Annotated in this window: 20 protein-coding genes; 6 read left to right on the top strand and 14 right to left on the bottom strand. The window is 68.3% G+C overall.

Features of this window, described 5'->3' with window-relative positions; genetic code table 11:
• Positions 1 to 14 precede the first annotated feature (14 nt).
• The 6 genes from AB4Y75_RS00775 to AB4Y75_RS00750 all read right to left on the bottom strand — a co-directional run bounded on the left by AB4Y75_RS00775 (position 15) and on the right by AB4Y75_RS00750 (position 7,619).
• The gene (locus tag AB4Y75_RS00775) at positions 15 to 362 is read right to left on the bottom strand and encodes a heavy-metal-associated domain-containing protein (RefSeq protein WP_441434016.1); all 348 of its coding nucleotides are present in this window, start codon (positions 360 to 362) and stop codon (positions 15 to 17) included.
• Between the two features lie 279 nt (positions 363 to 641).
• Positions 642 to 1,454, bottom strand: a complete 813-nt coding sequence (locus AB4Y75_RS00770) for a sugar phosphate isomerase/epimerase family protein (RefSeq protein ID WP_441434015.1) — start codon at positions 1,452 to 1,454, stop codon at positions 642 to 644.
• Positions 1,441 to 2,418 carry a Ppx/GppA phosphatase family protein gene (locus AB4Y75_RS00765; protein WP_441434014.1) on the bottom strand — a complete coding sequence of 326 codons (978 nt, stop codon included), beginning with the start codon at positions 2,416 to 2,418 and terminating at the stop codon, positions 1,441 to 1,443. Before AB4Y75_RS00765 ends, AB4Y75_RS00770 begins: the two co-directional genes overlap by 14 nt.
• Positions 2,419 to 2,437: 19 nt before the next feature.
• Positions 2,438 to 5,176, bottom strand: coding sequence for a type I DNA topoisomerase (gene topA / locus AB4Y75_RS00760; protein ID WP_441434013.1), 2,739 nt, complete (start codon positions 5,174 to 5,176; stop codon positions 2,438 to 2,440).
• 132 nt (positions 5,177 to 5,308) lie between these two features.
• Positions 5,309 to 5,914 carry a winged helix-turn-helix domain-containing protein gene (locus AB4Y75_RS00755; protein WP_441434012.1) on the bottom strand — a complete coding sequence of 202 codons (606 nt, stop codon included), beginning with the start codon at positions 5,912 to 5,914 and terminating at the stop codon, positions 5,309 to 5,311.
• A gap of 73 nt (positions 5,915 to 5,987) precedes the next feature.
• Entirely contained in the window at positions 5,988 to 7,619 is a 1,632-nt protein-coding gene (locus AB4Y75_RS00750) for a DUF7059 domain-containing protein (RefSeq protein WP_441434011.1), read from the bottom strand.
• Between the two features lie 130 nt (positions 7,620 to 7,749).
• On the opposite strand from AB4Y75_RS00750, the gene AB4Y75_RS00745 reads away from it, so the two are divergent.
• From AB4Y75_RS00745 to AB4Y75_RS00735, 3 genes are all read left to right on the top strand, one after another.
• The gene (locus tag AB4Y75_RS00745; protein WP_441434010.1) at positions 7,750 to 8,148 is read left to right on the top strand and encodes a YybH family protein; all 399 of its coding nucleotides are present in this window, start codon (positions 7,750 to 7,752) and stop codon (positions 8,146 to 8,148) included.
• Between the two features lie 3 nt (positions 8,149 to 8,151).
• Positions 8,152 to 9,510 carry a purine-cytosine permease family protein gene (locus tag AB4Y75_RS00740; RefSeq protein WP_441434009.1) on the top strand — a complete coding sequence of 453 codons (1,359 nt, stop codon included), beginning with the start codon at positions 8,152 to 8,154 and terminating at the stop codon, positions 9,508 to 9,510.
• Positions 9,511 to 9,600: 90 nt separating this feature from the next.
• Entirely contained in the window at positions 9,601 to 10,041 is a 441-nt protein-coding gene (locus AB4Y75_RS00735) for a hypothetical protein (protein ID WP_441434008.1), read from the top strand.
• A 97-nt stretch (positions 10,042 to 10,138) separates the two neighbouring features.
• On the opposite strand, the gene trhO is transcribed toward AB4Y75_RS00735, so the two are convergent.
• Positions 10,139 to 11,035 carry an oxygen-dependent tRNA uridine(34) hydroxylase TrhO gene (trhO, locus tag AB4Y75_RS00730; protein ID WP_441434007.1) on the bottom strand — a complete coding sequence of 299 codons (897 nt, stop codon included), beginning with the start codon at positions 11,033 to 11,035 and terminating at the stop codon, positions 10,139 to 10,141.
• Positions 11,036 to 11,198: 163 nt separating this feature from the next.
• Here trhO and AB4Y75_RS00725 point away from each other — a divergent pair, with 163 nt between their 5' ends.
• On the top strand, positions 11,199 to 11,897 hold the full coding sequence (locus AB4Y75_RS00725) for a GNAT family N-acetyltransferase (RefSeq protein WP_441434006.1): 699 nt from the start codon (positions 11,199 to 11,201) through the stop codon (positions 11,895 to 11,897).
• Between the two features lie 149 nt (positions 11,898 to 12,046).
• Positions 12,047 to 14,431: a DEAD/DEAH box helicase gene (locus tag AB4Y75_RS00720; RefSeq protein WP_441434005.1), complete on the top strand. Its 2,385-nt coding sequence runs from the start codon at positions 12,047 to 12,049 to the stop codon at positions 14,429 to 14,431.
• A 66-nt stretch (positions 14,432 to 14,497) separates the two neighbouring features.
• Here the strand turns inward: AB4Y75_RS00720 and AB4Y75_RS00715 are convergent, their stop codons facing one another.
• From AB4Y75_RS00715 to ssd, 7 genes are all read right to left on the bottom strand, one after another.
• Complete coding sequence (locus tag AB4Y75_RS00715; RefSeq protein WP_441434004.1) at positions 14,498 to 14,890, bottom strand: Rv3654c family TadE-like protein; 393 nt, start codon at positions 14,888 to 14,890, stop codon at positions 14,498 to 14,500.
• Complete coding sequence (locus tag AB4Y75_RS00710) at positions 14,887 to 15,222, bottom strand: TadE family type IV pilus minor pilin (RefSeq protein WP_441434003.1); 336 nt, start codon at positions 15,220 to 15,222, stop codon at positions 14,887 to 14,889. The genes AB4Y75_RS00715 and AB4Y75_RS00710 overlap by 4 nt, the downstream gene beginning before the upstream one ends.
• A 44-nt stretch (positions 15,223 to 15,266) precedes the next feature.
• Positions 15,267 to 15,671 carry a DUF4244 domain-containing protein gene (locus tag AB4Y75_RS00705; protein ID WP_441434002.1) on the bottom strand — a complete coding sequence of 135 codons (405 nt, stop codon included), beginning with the start codon at positions 15,669 to 15,671 and terminating at the stop codon, positions 15,267 to 15,269.
• A gap of 36 nt (positions 15,672 to 15,707) precedes the next feature.
• Positions 15,708 to 16,385: a type II secretion system F family protein gene (locus AB4Y75_RS00700; RefSeq protein WP_441434001.1), complete on the bottom strand. Its 678-nt coding sequence runs from the start codon at positions 16,383 to 16,385 to the stop codon at positions 15,708 to 15,710.
• Positions 16,382 to 17,032 carry a hypothetical protein gene (locus AB4Y75_RS00695; RefSeq protein ID WP_441434000.1) on the bottom strand — a complete coding sequence of 217 codons (651 nt, stop codon included), beginning with the start codon at positions 17,030 to 17,032 and terminating at the stop codon, positions 16,382 to 16,384. The genes AB4Y75_RS00700 and AB4Y75_RS00695 overlap by 4 nt, the downstream gene beginning before the upstream one ends.
• Before the next feature lie 155 nt (positions 17,033 to 17,187).
• The gene (locus AB4Y75_RS00690) at positions 17,188 to 18,351 is read right to left on the bottom strand and encodes a TadA family conjugal transfer-associated ATPase (protein ID WP_441433999.1); all 1,164 of its coding nucleotides are present in this window, start codon (positions 18,349 to 18,351) and stop codon (positions 17,188 to 17,190) included.
• 185 nt (positions 18,352 to 18,536) lie between these two features.
• Positions 18,537 to 19,628, bottom strand: coding sequence for a septum site-determining protein Ssd (gene ssd, locus AB4Y75_RS00685; protein ID WP_441433998.1), 1,092 nt, complete (start codon positions 19,626 to 19,628; stop codon positions 18,537 to 18,539).
• A 132-nt stretch (positions 19,629 to 19,760) separates the two neighbouring features.
• On the opposite strand from ssd, the gene AB4Y75_RS00680 reads away from it, so the two are divergent.
• A complete protein-coding gene (locus AB4Y75_RS00680; protein ID WP_441433997.1) occupies positions 19,761 to 21,482 on the top strand; it encodes a bifunctional 3'-5' exonuclease/DNA polymerase in 1,722 nt (573 codons plus the stop codon).
• The last annotated feature ends 39 nt before the right edge of the window (positions 21,483 to 21,521 follow it).

The following is a 21,521-nucleotide window of genomic DNA, read 5'->3' as shown; positions in this document are numbered from 1 at the left end:
CGGCCGACGTCGGCTCAGCGTTCGCTCAGGCTGTAGCCGGTGGGCGCGAGGGTGTCCCGCACGGCGGAGAGATCGACTGTTCCCGAGACGCGCAGGCGGGAAGTGCCCCCGGGGACCAGCTCGATGCTGGTGGATTCCACGCCGTCCACTGCGGACAGCGCCTTTTCCACGGCCTGGACGCAATGGCCGCAAGTCAGGCCGTCCAGCCCGACGTCGAGCGTCGCCGCCGCGCCGTGTGGCCGTTCGGACGCCGCTTCAGAGGTCTCCGCAGGACCGCTGGGAGCCTCCGGAGAGCAGCACGAGCACGAGGCGTCCCGCGCGGGGGTGAGGGTCAGTTCATTCCGGATTCCGGAGTCGCACATGTCAGTTCCATTCCTTGACGTAAGAAAGGTCTTGGGTGCTGGGGTTGAACGGCTGTGACGGCGGCGAAAAGACGACCGCCTGGACATACCACTTCACTGACAACGCTTCAAAAATACCCCCAGGGGGTATAAAGGTCAAGCTCTCATCCTGGGTGGCGGGAACCGGGCGAGGGCAGCGAAGACGCCCGAAACAGTGAGTTTCCGCTGAAACCGCGCGTTAAACACACTGTTTGAGCGGAAACTCACTGTTTCGGCGAAGGAAGAGGGTGAGCCGGCAGGCTAGCGGGCCAAGTGGCGACGGGCGAAGGCGAGGGTCTGCGCGAGCATCTCCTCCCGCTCCCCTGCGACCTTGGCCTTGCGCGTGCTGATCTCGGCCACCACGACGCCGTCGAAATCGGAAGCCGCCAGGTACCGGAGTGCCTCCGCGCAGCGCTGGTTCCCCTCGCCGGGGATGAGGTGTTCGTCCTTGCTGCCCACGCCCGTCCCGTCCGTCAGGTGGACGTGGCGCAGCGCGGAGCCCAGCTCACGCATGGCTTCGAGGCTGTCCATACCCGCCGTCGCGGAATGGGAGAAGTCCCAGGTCACGTGCTGGTATCCGAAACCGAGCGGATTCCAGTGCGGCAGATACATCAGGATCTCCCGGCCGCGGACGCGCCAGGGATACATGTTCTCCACGGCGATCTTGACCCCGTGGCGCTCCTGGGCGTCCAGCACGCCCTCGAAGAACTCCTCCGCGTAACCGTTCTGCCAACGGAACGGCGGGTGGACCACCACCACATCGCAGCCCACCTCGCGGGCCATGAGGCATGATTGCTCGATCTTGTTCCACGCCTTACCCCACACCTGCTGGGTCAGCAGCAGCGTGGGTGCGTGGATGGAGACGATCTCCTGGCCGTAGCGATCGCTCAGCTGCCGGAGGGCATGAGGATCCTGGCTGATGGGGTTGTTCGTCACCATGACCTCCACCCCGTCGTACCCCAGGTCCTGGGCGACCGCGAAGGCGTCGTGAACGCTCAGGGGGTACACCGAGGCGCTGGACAGCGCGACCGTGAGAGGCGACCTGCCGGATCCGGCCATCTCAGAGTTCTCCATCGTCCTTGACATGGGCGGGTGGGTCGAGAGGCCCGTCGAAGACCAGCTGATCCAGGCGCCGCAGGATGAGGCCTTCGCGCAGGGCCCAGGGGCAGATCACGATCCGCGGCTGGTCGAAGAGCTCCAGCGCGGCCTCGGCCACCAGGGCACCCGCCAGCAACTGGTGCGCGCGGGCCTGGGACACCCCGGGCAGATGGAGACGGTCCTCGGCGCTCATGGCGGAGATCCGCTGCGCCCACAGCCCGAGGTCCTCCCGGAGCAGCTCGCGCCGCACGTAGGGGCCGGCGGCACTGGGCGCCGCTCCCGCGATCCGGGCCAGCGAACGGAAGGTCTTGGACGTCCCCGTCACCACATGCGGGGTGCCGACCCGGGCGAAGTCCTTCACCACGGGCTTGAGCGTGGACCGGATGTACTTCCGCAGATCCTTGATGCTCTTGGCGGACGGCGGGTCCTCGGCGAGCCAGTCACGCGTCAGACGGCTCGCCCCGAGGGGCACGCTGGTGGCGATCTCCGGAAGTTCGTCCCGGCCGAGGGCCATTTCGAAGGAGCCACCGCCGATGTCCAGATCCAGCACGGTTCCGGCGGCCCACCCGAACCAGCGACGGACGGCGAAGAAGGTCATCTCCGCTTCCTCGCTGCCGGACAGCTCCCGGAGAGTCACGGTGGTCTCGTGCTTCACCCTCGCCAGCACCTGGGGGCCGTTCGTGGCCTCCCGGATGGCCGAGGTGCAGAACGCCAGCAGGTCCTCCGCCTTGTGCCGGGCGGCGAACTCCCAGGCCTCCAGGACGAACTCCACGAGTTCCTTCTGACCGGCCTCGCTGATGCTGCCGTCCGGTTCCAGGTACTGGACAAGGGACAGCGGCCGCTTGTGAGAGGCGAAAGGCACCGGCTGGGCACCTGGGTGGGCATCCACCAGAAGGAGGTGGACCGTGTTGGAACCGATATCCAGGACGCCTAGACGCATGTGCTCATTATGTCCTGTGTCAGGCCTTCTTCTTCGCGGCAGGCTTCTTGGCCGTGCTCCGTGACGTCGTGCTACGGGCGGTCCGCTTCACCGGCCCCTTGGCACGCTTCTCCGCGAGGAGCTCGACGGCGCGCTCCCGGGTCAGCTCCTCGACGCTGGTGGAGCGGGGCACGGTGATGTTGGTGACGCCGTCGGTGATGTACGGTCCGAAGCGGCCTTCCTTCACCACGATGTTCTTCTCCGAGACGGGATCCGGACCGAACTCCGCGAGCGGCGGGACCGCCGCACGGGCGCCACGCTGCTTGGGCTGCGAGTAGATCTCCTGCGCCTGTTCCAGCGTGATGGTGAAGATCTCCTCCTCCGAACCGATCGACCGGGAGTCGGCGCCCTTCTTCAGGTACGGGCCGAAGCGGCCGTTCTGCACCGTGATGGGGGTGCCTTCCTCATCGTGGCCGAGAACGCGGGGCAGGCTGAGCAGGGCCAGGGCCTCGTCCAGCGTGACCGTGTCCACGGTCATCGACTTGAAGAGCGAACCGGAACGCGGCTTCACCTTGACGGGCTTCTTCGGGGGCTTCGGCTTGCCGTTCTTGTAGTACTCGACCGGCTGGGCTGCGAGTTCCTCGGCCGTCGGCTCGGGGATGATCTCCGTGACGAAGGCTCCGTAGCGGCCGTTCTTGGCCACCACGGTGTGCCCGGTGTGCGGATCGACACCGAGAACACGCTCCTCGGGAGCCGAGTTCTCCAGCAGCTCCCGCGCCTTGTCCGGGGTCAGCTCGTCCGGCGCCAGGTCCTCGGGGACGTTGGCACGCAGCGCCTCCACCACCTCGCCGGTCTTGGCGTCGACGGTGGGAACGGTGCTCTCCAGGTACGGGCCGAACTTGCCGACGCGCAGGACGATGCCGTCGGTGACCGGGATCGAGTTGATCTCACGGGCATCGATCTCGCCGAGGTTGTTGACCACGGACTTCAGGCCGGCTTCCTTGCCGCCGTCACCGAAGTAGAAGTGCTTGAGCCAGCTGGCGCCGGGCTCCTCACCACGGGCGATGCGGTCCAGGTCGGTCTCCATATCCGCCGTGAACTCGTAATCGACGTAGTCGGAGAAGTGCTGTTCCAGCAGCTTGATGACCGAGAACGCGATCCAGCTCGGCACCAGGGCGGAGCCCTGCTTCCGGACGTAGCCGCGGTCCTGGATGGTGGAGATGGTGGCCGCGTAGGTGGACGGACGGCCGATGCCTTCCTTCTCCATCTCAGCGGTCAGCGAGGCTTCCGTGTACCGCGGGGGCGGGGAGGTCTGGTGGCCGACGGCGGTGATGTCGCGGCCTTCCAGGGCGTCGCCTTCGACCACGTTCGGAAGACGGCGGGCCTCGTCGGAATCGTCCTCGCGGCTCTCGTCCTTGCCCTCCTCATAGGCGGCCAGGAAGCCGGGGAAGGTGATGACGGTGCCGGACGCCGTGAACTCGGCGTCCCGCCCGTCGGAAGACACGGCACCCAGCTTGATGGTCGCCGTCGAGCCCTTGGCATCAGACATCTGGGAGGCTACGGTGCGCTTCCAGATCAGCTCGTAGAGGCGGTACTCGTCCGCGGAGAGCTGGCTCTTGACCTGGGCCGGAGTGCGGAAGGCGTCCCCGGCGGGACGGATGGCCTCGTGAGCCTCCTGCGCGTTGGCGCTCTTATTGGCGTAGACGCGGCGGCTGGCCGGGATGTACTCCGCGCCGTAGAGTTCGCTGGCCTGCTTGCGGGCCGCGTTGACCGCCTCGTCCGAGAGGGCCGAGGAGTCGGTACGCATATAGGTGATGTAGCCGTTCTCATAGAGACGCTGCGCCACCTGCATGGTGATCTTGGACGAGAAACGGAGCTTGCGTCCGGCCTCCTGCTGAAGCGTGGAGGTGGTGAACGGAGCGGCCGGACGGCGGGTGTACGGCTTGGTCTCCATGGAGCGGACGCTGAACTCGGCGGAGCCCAGACCTTCCGCCAGGCTCGTGGCGGCGGCTTCGTCCAGCAGCGCCACGGCCTTGCCCTTGAGCTGACCGGCATCGCTGAAGTCCTTGCCCGTGGCCAGCCGGTCACCGTTGACCGAGCTCAGCTTCGCCTTGAAGGACTCGCCCGCGGCGCTGAAGACCCCGGTGAGGTCCCAGTAGGAGGCGGAGGTGAACGCCATGCGCTCCCGCTCCCGGTCCACCACGAGGCGGGTGACGACGGACTGCACACGACCGGCGGAGAGCCCGCTGGCCACCTTGCGCCAGAGGACCGGGGAGATCTCGTAGCCGTAGAGGCGGTCCAGGACGCGGCGCGTCTCCTGGGCGTCCACGAGGTCCGTGTCGATGTCCCGGAGGCTCGTCATGGCACGCTGAATGGCTTCCTTGGTGATCTCACCGAAGGTCATCCGGTACACGGGGACCTTGGGCTTGAGCACCTCCAGCAGGTGCCAGGCGATGGCTTCGCCTTCGCGATCCCCATCAGTTGCGAGGTAGAGCTCGTCGGCGTCCTTGAGCAGCGCCTTGAGCTCCGCCACCACCTTCTTCTTGTTGCTGGAGACCACGTAGTACGGCTTGAAGTCGTGATCCACGTCCACCGCGAACTTCCCCACCGAGGTCTTCTTGAGCTCGGCGGGGAGTTCGGAGGGCTGCGGCAGGTCACGGATGTGACCGATGGATGCTTCCACCACGAAACCCTCGCCCAGGTACTTGGCGATGGTCTTGCTCTTGGCGGGAGACTCCACGATCACGAGTTTCTTGCCGGTCTTGGCCTTGGTGGGCACGGTGCTCCTACGGAATTCTTCTCTGGCGGGCCTGACGCCCATATCTGCCTAGTTCACCACACTTTGCCGGGCAGCTCCGACATGGAGGCTGCCCTGTGGACATCCGGCTCCGGGCCGGAACGGGACCGCGACTCAGGGAGCGCTGTCCGGGACGATCGACCACAGAGCGGACACCCGCCGGGTGTCCTCGGACGTCCCGGCACTGTCCGGGACGGCGTATTCCCTGATCAGCTGGTTCATCCGGTCGATCAGCTCGCGAGCCTTCGACGGGTCCAGGTAGAGGACCTCGGTGGACATCGACATCGAGGGGAAGCGCTGGTCCTCCGCGCCCCTCAGGGTCAGTTCGTCACGTTCCTGATTGTGAGCGAGGATACGGCGGCGCTGCGCGTCCAGCTCCAGGTCCAGGATCGCGAGTTCCGGGTGGCCGGATCCGCTGACGGACTTGATCATGAAATCGGTGCCGGCGGCCTTCCAGCGACGCTCGCGGGCGTCGCCGTCGCTTTCCGCCGGTTCCACCATGCCCCACTTCTGGAGTGCACGGAGGTGGTAGCTCATGGCGCTGGGGGTGAGGCCGGTGACGGCCGCGAGTTCGGTGGCCGTGCGGCTCACCTGGCTCGAATAAAGGTCACTGATGGCAGCCAGGCGAGCGGCATGCGCGAGCGCACGGATGGCCTTCGGATCGGAGATCTCCACCTGACGGCGGGGCTCCTGCGCAGTTTCTGAAGCCTGGGTGCTCACAAAACCATTCTATCGATTGAGGGGTGGATACGAAGGAAATCTTTGACGAAACAGCCCCGGGGTCCGGACATCGTCACGGCTGGGACGCCAGGTCTGCAGGAACAAGAAAGCCATCGATCACCAAATTGTGCACGTCTTCCAGCAATGCGGCAATGCGGGACGCGTCATGGATCGGTCCGGCGCCCTCCGGCGACGGCGTCAGGCTCACGACGGCGGCCGCCAGCTGAGCGGCCGTGAAGTCGCCGTCGCATGCCGAGACGAAGCCCGCGAGTTCGCTGCTGAGCAGAGTGGTGCGGCGCAGGCCGGCACCCTGCCGGAGCAGGATGACCCCGGGATGCTCCGCGCCGGGACGCTGGTGACGCTCCTCGGTCACGTCCTCCGCCACGACGAAGGCGGAGTCGCCCACTTCATGTTCCCGGAGCCAGGCCCGCCGGCCCAGGGCCGCGAGCAGATGCGGGCCGAGAGGCTGCTCCACGGGATAGGTGATCTCCTCGAATCGCTCCAACCCGGAACCGTCCCCATCAGAAGTCAGGAGCACCATGCCGAAACCGATCGCTTCCACGCCCCGTGCCGCGAAGTCACTCAGATAGTCGCGATAGCTCCGGGCGTACAGTCCCGGGTCCCGGCCTTCCGAGGCGTCCTGAAGCCAGGTCTCGGCATAGAGCTCCGGGCTGAGCTGCTCGCGCTGGATGACCCAGGCTCCGGCGCCGTCCGGAAGCCACGAGCGCACGCGGTCGTCCCAGGCGCCGCCTTCGTGGATCTCCCAGTTCCCGAGCATCTGGGCCACGCCGCCCGGGGTGAGCGCACCGGGAAGTTCCCGGAACAGCGTCGAGACGATCGCATCGCCCGGCAGCCCGCCGTCCCGGTAGGTGAACTGGTCATCCGCGGACTCGCCCGCGTGGCGCGGGGTGATGACGAACGGCGGATTCGAGACCACCAGGTCGAAACGCCTCCCCGCCACGGGCTCCAGGAGCGAACCGCACCGCAGGCTCACCCGGTCCTCCGGGTTCTCCGGGTCGATCCCGAGAGCTCCGGCGTTGAGGAGGAGATTGAAACGGGTGAAGGCGAGCGCCCGCGGGGAGATGTCCGTGGCCACCACGTGCCGCGCATGCTCGAGCAGGTGGAACGTCTGGATCCCGCAGCCGGTCCCGAGGTCCAGAGCCGTCCCGACCGGGCGGCGCAAGGTGACCTGGACGAGCGTGGTGGAGGCCTGGCCGATGCCCAGCACGTGGTCGTGGCGGAGCACCCCGGTCTTCTGGTGCGCGCCCAGATCGCTGGCGACCCACAGCAGCGTCTCCGCCCCGGACTCTCCGGTCCACGCGTAAGGGCGGAGGTCGACGGCCGCCCGGATGGCGCCGTCGTCGGCCCGTTCGGCGAGTCCGAGCGCCAGGAGCCCCTCGACGCCCAGCCGCGGCAGCGCTTCCTCCAGCGCGCCCGCCTCCTGGGGCCCGGCCAGCAGCCACAGCCCGACGACGGCGGCGAGGCCACGGCCCGCGTGCTGCTCGAGGGCGACGCGGGCCGGCACCAACTGGTCGCGTGAGAGCGCCTCGTAAGCGGCCGCTCCGAGCAGTTCCGCGACGCCGTCGGCCGTGTAGTCGAGGGCTTTCAGGTCCGCCGCGAGGGCCTGGAGCAGCGCGAGGTCATCGGCGCGAGGGGCGTTCACGAGGGCTTCGGGGGCGTCCTGCCAGGCGGTCTTCTCAGTCACCCTGCCATGGTAGGCGCACCGGTCCGGAAGCCCTACCCCGGCAATTGTTATTCCGGTAGCATCACATGTTGCCTGACGCGAAACTCGCGGCCCCGCGTGGATCCGCCCGGCGCCGATTCGAAGGAGAACCATGGAGACACCCAGCACAGCCGGCGTGGAGCAGGCCGCCGCCGCGATCGTCCAGGCGTTCCGTGCCAATGACCGCGACGCCTACTTCGGAGCCTTCTCGGAGGACGCCACCTTCGTCTTCCACCCCGAACAGCACCGTCTGAACGACCGCGCCGCCTACGAACGCGCCTGGGACGGCTGGCGCGCCGCGGGCTGGGCCGTGCTCGACTGCGTCTCCCGTGACGCACTCATCCAGTGCTACCCCGGCATGGCCGTCTTCACCCACACCGTGGACACGGCCGTGGACCCCGGCGACGGCAGCGTCGAACGCAGCACCGAACGCGAGACCATCGTCTTCCGCGCCGAAGGGGACGGTCTGATCGCCGTCCACGAGCACCTGTCCACCGTCCCCGAGGAGTGACGCGTGTCCCTGAAAACGGTCTACGCCGGACTCGACGCCCGGCTGTCCGCGGAGGCTGACAGCTCCGGACCCGTCACAGGGACCCTGTCCGGCGCCCGCATCGGCATGATCTGGCTCGCCGCGAACCTGGTGGTCACCACTCTGCTCACGGGCACGCTGTTCGTGACCGTGGTGCCGTTCCCCACCGCGGCCGGGATGATCGTGGCCGGAACCGTGGTCGGGGCGGTGGTCCTCACGGCCATCGGCGCCATCGGGACGCGCACGGGCCTGCCCACCATGGCCGTCACCCGCGGCGCGTTCGGACTGCGGGGCTCGTTGCTTCCGGTCGGCGCCAACGTGGTCATCCTGATGGGGTGGAGCTGGGTGCAGGCCATGCTGGCGGGCGTGACCGTGAATCACGTGGTGCAGCAGCTCACGGGATTCAGCAACCCGGTGCTGTTCTCCATGCTGTGCCAGCTGCTGGTCGTGGTCCTGGCGATCTTCGGTCACTCCGGCATCTCCCGCGTCGAGCCCTGGCTGGCCGTGCTCATCCTCGCGGTGATCGCCTGGGTGTTCGCCACCGCGCTGGGCCGCTTCTCGCCCGCACAGTTCGCCGCGATCGAGGTCGACCCGGCGCTCGCCTCGACCCCCGCGATCATCCTGGACCTGGTCATCGCCACCGCCGTCTCCTGGACCGTCCTGTCCGCCGACATCAACCGGATGGCGCGCAGCACCCGCGCCGGAGTCCTCGGCGGAGGCATCGGCTATTCGGCCTCCACGATCATCGCGATGCTCCTGGGCGCCACCGCCCTCGGCTACGTGGTGCTCTCCGTCGGCGAAGCCGTCTCGTTCGACCCCGTCACGATCGTGGGCCCGTTCGGCATCCCGCTCGCCCTGGTGATCTTCTTCTCGGTCATGGCCACCAACTCGATGGTGGTCTACGGCATGACCACCACGGTGGTCAACGCCCGGCCCGACGGCCGTGTCCGCTTCCTCCCCGCGGCCCTCATCCTGGGGACCGTCTCGATCGCGGGTTCGGCCTGGCTCGGGCTGCTGGACCAGTTCACGTCCTTCCTGACCGTCATCAGCTCACTCTTCGTCCCCGTGTTCGCCGTGGTGATCGTCGACTACTACTGGTTCAAGCGGGCGCGCTACGGCAAGGACCTGCTGCGCGCATCCGGAGGGGCCTTCTGGTACTCCCACGGAGTCAACTGGGTGGCCGTCGCGAGCTGGGCCGCGGGCGCCGCGGTCTCGGTGGTGCTCAGCTTCGTCTGGCCCAGTCCCCTCGGCGCCACACTGCCCACTTTCGTGTGCTCGGCGTTGCTCTACTGGAGCGGCATGCGACTGACCGGGCATGCCCGGGAGGCCGCGCTCCGGGCCTGACCGCCCTGGCCAAGCGGACGCGCGCGTCGCGGCCGCCGTCGTCGTCCTGCGGTGCACCGGGACGACGACGGCGCACGGTAGCGTAGAAGCATGACCTCCCGCATGCCTGTCCTCACCCGCGCTCTGACAGCGGGAGCGCTCGGCGCCATGCTGCTCGGAACGGTCTCGGGATGCGTGCAGCGGCCGGGCATCGAGCAGGTGGACGTCCCGTCCTGGCAAGCCACGGCGCTGCCGTCGGCCGCCGGTGCGGTGCTGAGCGGCAGCGGGAAGCTGCTGGACCGTCAGCCGGCGGACACCTCCCTGGCCCATCTCGAGGCCGGGAACTACACCCTCACCATGACGTGCGAAGGCAACGGCAAGACGTACTTCACCCTGACGGTGGGCGGCAAGGAAGCCGCCGACGCCACCAGCGCGTGCAACGGCAACAAGGACGTGGTGACCATGTCCCTGCCGGCCGGGGACCTCAGCGTCAAGGCTTCCACGGTGGACGCCCCCATCATCTACGCCTTCCAGCTCACGCCGAAACGCTGATCAGAAGGGTCGGCTCGGGAGGGTCGGCTCAGGGGGTCGACTCAGGACGATCAGTTCAGGGGCCGACTCGGAAGGGTCGGCTCAGGAGGCCCTGCGATCAGGCGGCCTGGCAGCCGTCAGGACAGCGCAGCTTCTCCGGATCCGCGGCGCATTCGGCGCAGTAGAGCGTCAGGGTGCGGCACTCCGGATTGCTGCAATTGTGGAAGTCACTCGTGGGCGCGGCACAGCGGACGCACTCCCCGATGGTTTTGGCGTCCTCGCTGAACTCGAGGTGCATGCGCTTGTCGAAGACGTAGAGCGAGCCTTCCCAGAGACCCTTGTCCTTGAACTTCTCGCCGTAGCGGACGATGCCGCCGTCCAATTGGTAGACCTCGGTGAAGCCGCGGTTCACCATGAGGCTCGACAGCACCTCGCAGCGGATGCCGCCCGTGCAATAGGTGACCACCGGCTGGTCCTTGAGGTCGTCGTACTTCCCGGAGTCCAGCTCGCGGATGAAGTCGTGCGTGGTGGCCACGTCCGGGACGATCGCGTCCTTGAATCTGCCGATCTGAGCCTCGAAGGCGTTGCGGCCGTCGAAGAACCGCACGGGCCGTCCCGCCGCCTCCTTCTCCGCCACCAGGGAGTGCAGGGCCTCGGGCGAGAGGTGCGTGCCGCCCCCGACCACACCGTCCTCGTCCACCGTCAGCTCCCCGGGCGCTCCGAACGAGACGATCTCCTCACGGGCCTTGACGCTCAGCCGCGGGAAGTCCTCCGCTCCGCCGTCAGACCACTTCACGTCGAGGCTCCGGAACGCGCCATACTCCTTGGTTGTCCGGACGTACTGCTTCACGGCCTGGATGGGACCGCCCACGGTCCCGTTGATGCCGTCCTTCGAGATGAGGATGCGGCCCCGCAGACCGAGCTTCTCGCACAGCGCGCGCTGCCACAGCCGCACGGCGTCCGGGTCGGCGACGGGGGCGAAGGCGTAATAGAGGGCAATCTTGTTCTGGGCCACCGTTAAAGGTTAATGCTCCCGCGGAACGGGGGCGTTCAAGAGGGGATCCGGTGGTGGTTGGGAGGCGTCCAGCCGGCTCCGAGATGACTTTGAGACTGAGAGTTTACCGACAAGATACTGATACCGGCTGTCGCTTTAACCGGCCCTGCCATAGGCTCGAATCATGACTGCGGAGACCATGATGGAAGACATTGACGGCCTGCTGGATGTCTGGGTGGACGGCTGGGCCGGCTGCCGGGGCTATTCGGTGGAGCGCGTCGGCGCCTTCCCCGCCGTGGACCGCGACGACACCGTCAAGTCCCGGGAATTCTTCGCCGTGGAACCCTCGGAACAGGATTTCGCGGAGCTGGCGCAGCAGATCCGCGAGGTGTCCGGACGCCTCCTGACGGTCCTGACCCGCGACCCCCAGAAGTACCTCGCCCTCGGCGATTCCGAGGGGCTTCGCCTCAACTCGACGTCCGAGTCCATGATGATCGTGGACATGGACACCCAGGACACCGAGGACCCGTGGCTGCCCGACGACGACCTCGAAGTCAGTTACACCGTGGTGGACGGCTGCCACCGGGCGGAGGTCCGTGCCGGCGATGTGGTGGCCGCCAGCGGTCGCGTGTTCGTGACGAACGGCACCGTGGCCGTGTTCGACCAGATCGTCACCCATGACGACTACCGCCGTCGCGGTCTCGGAAGCTTCATCATGAAGTCTCTGGCCGCCCGGTCCTTCGAGCACCCGGTGGAGACCGGTCTGCTCCTCGCCTCCGCCGACGGCCGCCTTCTCTATTCACACCTCGGCTGGCAGGAAGTCTGCGCCGTGGTGATGTTCTCCAGCGCCGAGCAGAAGACCGCCGACGTCTCCGCGTCCTAGGAGCGGAGCGTCCCAGGACCGGCAGCCCCGGGACCGTCAGCCCTGGTGTGGGCTGAGACTCCCGGGAGCACGCTTCGGCACGTCCGGACTTGCGCAGCGCCGGACCGTTTGCGCGACGGTGCGGGGCCGGCGGGTGACACAATATTCCGGTGCGCCCCTCTGACTCGCTGATCCCGCTTCTGGGCCGCTCCGCGGAACCGGAGCAGCTTCAGCATGTCCGCACCATCCCCTCACGCGAGGCCCGCTACGGCTCCTGGCCGGAGTGGGTTCACCCCGACGTCGTCGCCGCGTATCAGCGGCTCGGGGTGGACACTCCGTACGAGCACCAGCTTGCCGCGGCGGAGCGCGCTCACGAGGGCGATCATGTGGTGATCGCGACCGGGACCGCGTCCGGCAAGTCATTGGCGTACCAGCTGCCGGCTGTCGATGCCGTTCACCGTTCCGAGCTGCGGGTGCTGGCGGAGCCGGGAAAGCTCCACGACGACGGGGCCACGGTCCTCTACCTCGCCCCCACCAAGGCGCTGGCCGCGGATCAGCTGGCCTCGCTGCGCTCCCTGCGGCTGGGAACGCTGCGGGCCGAGAGCTACGACGGCGACACCGACGCGAGTTCGCGCCGCTGGATCCGCGAGCACGCCAACATCATCCTGGCCAACCCGGACATGCTGCACCACGGCATCCTGCCGAATCACACCTGGTGGGCCCGGTTCTTCCGGCGCCTGCGGTACGTGGTGATCGACGAGGCCCACAGCTATCGGGGCGTCTTCGGGTCCCACGTGGCGAATCTGCTGCGCCGCCTCCGCCGGGTCTGTGCCCACTACGGTGCCGAGCCCGTGTTCCTGGCCGCGTCCGCCACAGCTTCAGAACCTGCGGAGTCGTTCTCCCGCCTGATCGGCGCGCCCGTGACCGCGGTGACCGAAGACGCGTCACCGCGAGGCGCCACCACCGTCGCCTTCTGGGAGCCCCGCCTGACCGAGCTGCAGGGCGAGAACGGCGCCCCCACCCGGCGGACCGCGATCGCGGAGTCCGCCGACATGCTGGCCAATCTGGTCTCCTCCCGGGTCCGCACCATCGCGTTCATCAAGTCCCGACGAGGAGCCGAGAGGATCGCATCCATCACCAAGCGTCTGCTGGATGAAGTCGATCCCAGCCTTCCGGGCCGCATCGCGGCGTACCGTTCCGGGTACCTCCCGGAGGAGCGGCGAGCGCTCGAGGCCGCCCTGCGGTCCGGGGAACTCCTGGGGGTCTCCAGCACGTCCGCCCTGGAGCTCGGGATCGACATCTCCGGGCTGGATGCCGTCCTCGTGGCCGGCTGGCCCGGGACCAGGGCGTCCTTCTTCCAGCAGATCGGCCGGGCCGGGCGCGCCGGGCAGGACGCGGTGGCCGCCTTCGTGGCCAGCGACGATCCCCTCGACACCTATCTGGTGCACCACCCCGAAGCCGTCTTCGACGTGGGGGTGGAGGCCACCGTCTTCGACCCGTCCAACCCCTACGTTCTGGGCCCGCATCTCTGTGCCGCCGCTGCCGAACAACCGTTGCGGCCCGGGGATGAGGAACTCTTCGGCCCCACCGCCCGGGCCATGCTGGACACCCTCGTGGAGCGGGGATTCCTGCGCCGCCGCCCGGCCGGCTGGTTCTGGACCCATCCTCAGAGCGCGGCCGGCATGGTCAGCATCCGCGACGACGGCGGAGGGCCCGCACGGATCGTCGACGCGGAGACGGGCGCCCTCCTCGGTTCGATGGACTCGCCCCAGACGCATTATCAGGCGCACCGGGGCGCGGTCTACGTCCACCAGGGATCCAGTTACCTCGTGGAGGAACTGAATGAGGAGGACCATACCGTCCTGGTCCGCCGCGCCAATCCGGATTACTACACCACCGCCCGGGATGTCACCCAGGTGGAAGTCCTGTCCGTGGACCGCTCGATGGCCTGGGGCGACGTGGCCGTGCACTTCGGCGAGGTCAAGGTGACGACTCAAGTGGTCTCCTTCCAGAGGAAATCGCTGGCTTCCAATGAGGTGTTGGGTGAGGAGCCTCTCGAGCTGGAGGCCCGGGACCTGTTCACCAAGGCGGTGTGGTTCGTCGTCGGAAACAAGCGCCTGATCGACGCGGGCCTGGTGGAAGCGCAGTTCCCGGGGGCGCTGCACGCGGCGGAACACGCCTCGATCGGCATGCTCCCCCTGGTGGCCTCAAGTGACCGCTGGGACATCGGTGGGGTGTCCACGGCCTTGCACGCCGACACCGGGCATCCCACGATCTTCGTGTACGACGGGCATGCCGGTGGTGCGGGATTCGCCGAGCGTGCCTTCGCGAAGGCACGCACCTGGCTCGCCGCCACGCGAGAGGCCATCCTGTCCTGCGAGTGCGAATCGGGCTGCCCGTCATGCGTGCAGTCCCCGAAATGCGGCAACAAGAACAACCCCCTCGACAAGGCGGGCGCCTTGGTCCTCCTCGAGGCCTTCCTCAAAGACGCCCACGATTGGACCCCGCCGGAGGTCTCCGGGACCGGTGCCGTCCCGTCCACCTTCGGCGGGTGAGCGTGACCGGGACGGTGCTCGACGACGTCTCGGCTGCGGTCTTCATTCCCTGACTTCCGGCACCCGCTACGGAGGCGGCCCGGCACGTGCACGGCCTTCTCCTCGTGCCATGCCGAAGGCGCCGCTGGTACTGGTCCGGACTTCTGCGACGTCGTTGGACGGGCCGCGCAGTTCACAGCCGTCCAGGCTCGCTCCGTTCCTGATGGCGACCTCGGCGGCTACGGCGCACGGCACCCCGTCACGCAGACCTCGGGCGGCATCGGCAGCCGCCAAGGCCGCGAGGTCTGCGGCAGCGGCAGCCCGGGACGCAAGGGTGGTTGCCTGCCCGAGCAGGGCGATGAGCAGTATCGCCAGGATCAGCAGGAGACCGAGGCCCAGGGCGAGCACGGTTCCCGAGCCTCGTTCCGCGTTGTTCTCCTCCGCACGCAGGCGCCCGGTGGCCTGTGGCCGGTCGGTCATGGGTTTCCTCCGGGATCTTCCTTCGCAGCTGTCGACTGAGCCGTCTGAACCCACGGCACCGCAGCACCCAGGACCCCTGGCGCGGGAGCCTGGACGGTCGCACTGACGAAGCCGGCGCCGTCGTCGTGGAACTGAAGGGACGCGCGCTCACCGGCCAGCCAGAGACTGCTTGCTCTCGCCGCCTCCGGGCTGTCCCCACGCGCGAGGGCGCGGGACGCCGCCCGGGCGGCCTCCTCCAGCCGCAGTTGTTGTGTTCCTGCGGCGACCGCCCCCAGGAGAACCGCCAGCAGAGAGACCACCACGGGCAACGTCACGGCGAATTCCGCTGTCACGCCGCCCCGTTCGCTTTCCGGGTGCGTCCGGTGACGGCGCAGTCTCACGGGATGGCCAGCGCGGTGCGGATGATGTTCAGCAGGAAGCCCCGGACCTCATCACTGCGCATGATGACCACCAGGAGGCCGGCGAACGCCACAGCGGCCAGCGTCGCGATGGCGTACTCCGCCGTCGACGTCCCGGCTTGTCCGGAGCAGGTCAGCATCAGCTTGTTCCGAACGCGTCCGAGCAAGGCGACGGCCCAGAGCCACAGCGCCGCACCACGGGACGAAACGCCCTGCCCTGGCCGGCCTGCCCGGTCACGGACCGGTGCCGGACGGCCGGGGGAATCGTGGTCGGCAGGGTGCAGCCCCGGGGGCTCCTGGCCCGTGGTGATGGCGGTGGTGGCGGTGGTGGCGCGCCCGGCCGGGCCCTGCACGGCCGGAGCTGGCATGGTGTTGTTCCTCATGACGACTTCCTTTCTGGGATGCCCTTTCGGGCGTTGTCAGACCACTCCGGGCAGGAGGGCCAAAATCACCGGGACGATGCCCAGACAGACGAACGAAGGCAGGGAACACAGGCCCAACGGGAGGACTAGCCGGACCCCCAGAGCAGCAGCACGTCGTTCGGCTTCCCGCAGTGTCGTCCGCCGCTCGGCCGCGGCGCTGGACCGGATACTTTCCGCTGAAGGCGCTCCGCTCAGGGCAGCGAATCCCACGGAACGTTTCACCGAGATCAGGGCAGGATGAAGACCGGGACCGGGACTGCGAATGAGCTTGAACGCGCGACGGAGGACACCGCCATGCGTGCCCTTCGCATCACCGCGAGGATCGAGGCCGGAGGCGCTGTGCCAGGCCTCTTCCCAGCCTGCGCCGAGCGCGAGTCCCGCGACGACGCGCCCGAGCTGGGCAGCGATGATCGACTCGGCACAGTCGGCCAGCACCTCGAGACTGCGCTCCACGCTGAGTCCTGATTCGAGCAGCACGCCGACAAGCTCCAGCAGTAAGGCGCCGTCATCCACGACCCCAGGCCCACGGGGTTCCTCACCCCGGCTTTCCTCCTGCGGGGTGCCCCACTGACGAGCGAAACCCCGACGGGACAGGACCGAAAGACAGGACGGAGCCGCGCTGGTGAGGCACCAGGACGCGAACAACAGGGCGACGAACTGGAGAGCGATCATCATGCACCCGCCTCTGCATGGTGCACGAGGCGAGCGGACCAGACCCGGCCCACGACCCAGAAGAGTAGACCCGCCACCCCGGAGAGGCCGCCGATCGGCGACCGCAGCACGATGTCCACGGGATCCACTCCCAGAAGCAGCCCGAGTCCAAGCCCGAGGAACGGCAGCCAGCCGAGCAATGCGACGCTCGCCCGTGGTCCTGCGAGCGCGGTCTGCCTGGACCTCTCAGCATCCGCGGAGTGCTCGAGATCCAGCGCGAATCGGGTCAGAAGCTCGGCCAGGGGGCATCCACTGATCTCGCTGGCATGGACGCAGGCCGCGAGCCGGGCCCATTGCCGGGTAACGGCCAGAGAGGTCCCGCCGCAACGGCAGACTTCGACGCGACGGTGGATCGCCAGCGCGGGACTTTCGCCCAGCGCTGCGGCCTGAGCTGCAGCGGCGAGAAACCCGAGGTCCAGAGTGCGGCTGACGTCCGGCTGATCCGATGAAGGGTTCGAAGCTTCAGATCGCTGAAACTCCAGTAGCTCGTGCCAGGCCTGGGCAGGACCACGGCCCCCGCTCAGGAGGGCACTGAGATGCTGCACCAGCACAGCCATCGATTCAAGATCCGAAGCGGCGGTGCGGCGACCACCGCCCCGGATCCGTGACATGAGGAGGATCCCAAGCCGCGCCAGGACGGCCGTCCGCGGAGACGAACTCCGCTCGGCCTCCTCCTCAGCGGGGACACGCCACCCCGCCCGTCGCACCCATGCGCCCGGCCGGGGTCCCAGAGCAAGCAGCGCAGCCCCGAGCAGGAGAACGAAAATCAACATGTTTCCGGTCCACCCTCCAGACGGGCCTTGAACGCCGGCCAGCCGGGACCATAGTTCACGCGTCCCGCGGAGTGCCGCAGAACACGATTCGTGGTCAGACGGCCATGAGCAGCCTGAACCAGGCTCAATTCCCGCACCTCACGCCCCGCTGCGGTCCGGGTGAGATGGACGACCACGTCCACGGCACTCGACACCTGAGCTGCCGTGGCCGCTCCGTCCATTCCCGCCAGAGCACCGAGAGCCTCCAATCGCGCCGGCACATCGTCTGCCGAGTTGGCGTGGAGCGTCCCGGCACCGCAGTGGCCGGTGTTGAGCGCCATGAGCAGTTCACGGACTTCGGAGCCTCGGCACTCCCCCACCACCAGCCGGTCCGGTCTCATCCGGAGCGACTCCCGGACGAGTTCGCGCAGCCCGATGACTCCCTTGCCTTCAATGTTTCCGTGCCGAGACTCCAGCCGGACGACGTGGGCATGCCCCGGGTCCAGCTCGGAGGCATCCTCGATCAGCACCAGGCGCTCCTGGGCCCCCGCAAGACCCAGGAGCGACGAGAGCAGAGTGGTCTTGCCTGAACCGGTGGCCCCGCTGATCAGGAAATTCATGCGCCGGACCATCATGGCGTGAAGGATCGTGTGGATCTCGGGGGTGAACATGCCTGCCTCCCCCAGTTCGGAAAGGGTGAAACGCTGGTCACGGCGAATCCGGATCGACAGCACGGTGCCGTCCGGGGACAGCGGAGGGATGACGGCATGGACCCGGTATCCGCCGGGGATCCGGACATCCACACACGGGTTCCCCTCATCGAGACGCCGCCCTCCCGCCGAAATCAGCCGCTGGGCCAACGCCCGCACGTGCTCTTCTCGTCCCAGAGGAGCGACGATCCGTTCGAGTCCGGAACCACGGTCCCACCAGACGTCATCGGGTCCGTTGACGAAGATGTCCGTGACCCCTGGAGCCTCGGCGATCACCTGCAAGGGTCCGAGTCCGCGCAGCTCCGCATTGATGCTCTCCACGGCCGCGAGCGCCATGGACGGCCCCAGGAACCTCCCCGTCGAGTTCACAGCGGCGGCCACCCGTTCCGTGGTCACGGGGCCCGAGCCATTCAGCACGTCCTGGCGGATGGTTTCCAGGAGCGCCGGGTCCAGGCTCTGCCCGTTCACCGAGGCCTGAGGCAGACTGCGCTCCGGCCCACCGTGCAGAGCTGTGAGAGCCCTTCTCCGGCGTGAACCTCCCGTCCTGGACACGCGACGCCGCCCCATGCCGGCACCGGCGGCGGACGCCGGCGCTGCTCCTGCTTCCGGTGCCCCGTCCCCCGGCGTCACCGAGTCTCCCTCCGGTGCTTCTCTCATCGCGTGTCACCTCCGACATGCGCCAACACGGCTCCAACGACTTTCCGCACGACGCGGGTGCGTGCCAGCCCGGGCAAACGGCCCTCATCGGCCGCCGTGGACACCCCGCGAATCCTCGGAAGCACCCCGCGATATCCGAGACCCAGCCGCTCCGCGAGTTCCGCGGCTTCCGGTCCCTGACCCCGGGATGCCCGTGCGACCAGACCGGGAGAGGAGACCGGCACGTGCCCGAGCTCATTGCTGGCGCGAAGGGCAGCATTCAGCGTGAGCGGGGCACAGACGGTCAATGAATCGCACCACCAGGCGAGCTGGTGCAGCGTGGAATCCGCCAGATCCAGGACGACCAGGTCATACGCCTTGCGGGCGGCGTCCAGGACTCGAGGATCGTGAAAAGCCGTCCCGGGTTCGATGCCACCCACCGGCCAGCCGAGCACTGAGATTCCCGCAGTCTGCGGCAGGGAGTTCGCGAGCCGTTCGGGACTGATCGCCCCGCCGCTCGAGTTCAGCTCAGCCCACCCAGCCCCCGCGAGATCCGAGGAGGACAGGGCGTACCGCCACCCCGCGTCCTGCGGTGAGGTGTTCACCAGCACGGTCCGGAGTCCCTCCTCGGCGGCGTGCGCTGCAAGCCACACCGCGAGTGTGGAGGCGCCGGCGCCTCCCGCGGCTCCCCAGACCCCGGTGACCAGGCCGCCGTCGCGCACGGTGCCCATTCCACCGAAGAACTCCGCCAGCCAGCCCATGGCCGCGGGCAGGACGCCCACTCGTTCCACACCCCACATCGCCGCGCGGTCCCACAGATCAGGGTGGTCCTGCGCGCCGAGAAGGGCGTCCACCGGACGACGGCGTACGGGCAGTTCCAGCACATCCCCGCCCACGATCACTGCGCCGGCCCTGTCCCAGTCAGGCAGAGCGCTCGGGACGTCCTCCACCACCCGCACTTGGACACCGGCGGCCGCGGCGGCCGCCCTGACCGATTCCTGGATCGAAGGGAGCGCCGTGATCACCAGGAACGGCGCCCTGACCGGAGCCATTTCGGCATCCGTCCGGGCCGCTCTGGAGTCCACCACTCCCTGTGCTCGTCGTTTCATGTGACCAGCGTGCGGCCGCTCCCCCGTGACCGGCACGGGCTGATCACCGGATGTGGACAGCGCTCGGGGCAGTCTGTCCACAACGCGAACGACCCGGGAGAAAACGTCGGCCCCAGCCGGGAGAATGGAATCATGCACATCCTCATCACGCCCGACGACGACGGCGGCGCGCGTCTCGCCCGTCTCGACGCCTCGGGCGGGGTGCTCGGTTCTCCGTGGCGGCTCTCCGCCGAAGAACTTCCCGGGGAGGTGGCCGCACTCGAGGAAGAGAAACCCCGATGGGTCTGGGAGACCGTGAACGACTTCCACCCCCGGCTCCTGGCCGCCGGCGTCCGGGTGGCCAGATGCCATGACATCAGCCTGATCCGAACCATCCTGCGGTTCTCCTCCCTGGTGCATGACCCCGACTACACGGAGATGGCCGCCCGGCTCGCCGGCTCCACGGAATACCCCGGCACGGAAGCGGCTCCCGTGGAGCAACTGCAGGACAGCCTCTTCGACGCTCCCCACCAGGCACGGGATCTCGAGCAGACCAGACAGGAGTTCTCGGCGCAGCTGTCCGCGATCGCAGGTTCCAGCGCGCCCGCTCGCCTGCGCCTGCTGGTCGCAGCCGAGTCGGCGGCGGCGCTGGTGGCCGCCGAGATGCAATTCCTGGGCGTCCCCTGGGATCAGGCGGCCCATCGCCGGCTCCTGGAGGACGCGCTGGGACCGGAGCCCACACTCGGTCACCGGCCCCGGAAGATGGAGGAACTCGTGGCGGAGATGAGGACACTGCTCCGCTCACCGTCGCTGAACCCTGACTCGCCGCAGGATCTGCTCCGAGCACTGCACCGCAACGGCATCGAAGTGCGAACCACCCGGCAGTGGGAGCTGCAGGAATTCAACCATCCCGTGATCGCGCCCCTGCTGGAGTACAAGAAGCTGTCCCGTCTTCACACGGCGAACGGCTGGACCTGGCTGGACAGCTGGGTGCGCCACGGCCGCTTCAGATCGGACTACGTGGTGGGAGGCGTGGTGACCGGCCGGTGGTCCTCCCGCGGAGGTGGAGCGCTGCAGATCCCGAAATCGGTGCGGAATGCGGTGAGGGCACTGCCGGGTTACAAGCTGCTCGTGGCGGACGCCTCCCAGGTGGAGCCCCGCATTCTGGCGGCCATGTCCGCCGACCAGGGAATGGCCGCCGCCGCGCGTGGCCAGGACCTGTACGCGGAGATCGCGGACGCCGGGTTCGGGGGAAGCCGTTCCTCGGCGAAAGTCGCGCTGCTCGGCGCGATGTACGGGGCAACCACCGGGGAATCGGCCCGGCTCATGCCGCAGCTCAAGAAGCTGTACCCCGCGGCCATCGCACTGGTGGAGGAAGCCGCACGGCGCGGCGAACGAGGAGAGTCCGTGTCCACGTGGCTGGGCAGGACCACGCCGCCTCCCGGAGCCGCGTGGGAGACCGCCCAGAGGACACAGACTCAGGAAGAGCAGCGTCGAGCCGACTCCTGGGCCAGGTCACGGGGCCGGTTCACCCGTAATTTCGTCGTTCAGGGGACCGCCGCGGAATGGGCTGAATGCTGGCTGGCCGGCATCCGATCCCGCCTTTTCGAACTGCGCGCGGACGCACCGCTCTCCCCTCCGCACGAACCGCACGAGCCGTCCGAACCGCGCGCCTGGCCGGTGACGGGGCCCGCGGAACTCGTGTTCTTCCTGCACGACGAGATCATGGTGCACGCCCCCGAAGACCTCATCCCCGGTTGCGTGGACGCCGTGGAGAGCGCCGCCCGGGACGCCGGGCGGCTCCTGTTCGGTGCGGCGCCCGTCGACTTCCCTCTCACGGTCGCGGTGGTCGACTCCTACGACCAGGCCAAGTGACGGGGCAGCGTGAAACACGTGTGGGAGAAGAGCAGGAGA

Source organism: Arthrobacter sp. RAF14 (assembly GCF_052114185.1).
GTDB lineage: Bacteria > Actinomycetota > Actinomycetes > Actinomycetales > Micrococcaceae > Arthrobacter_E.
This window is presented reverse-complemented; position numbering and strand designations above follow the sequence as displayed.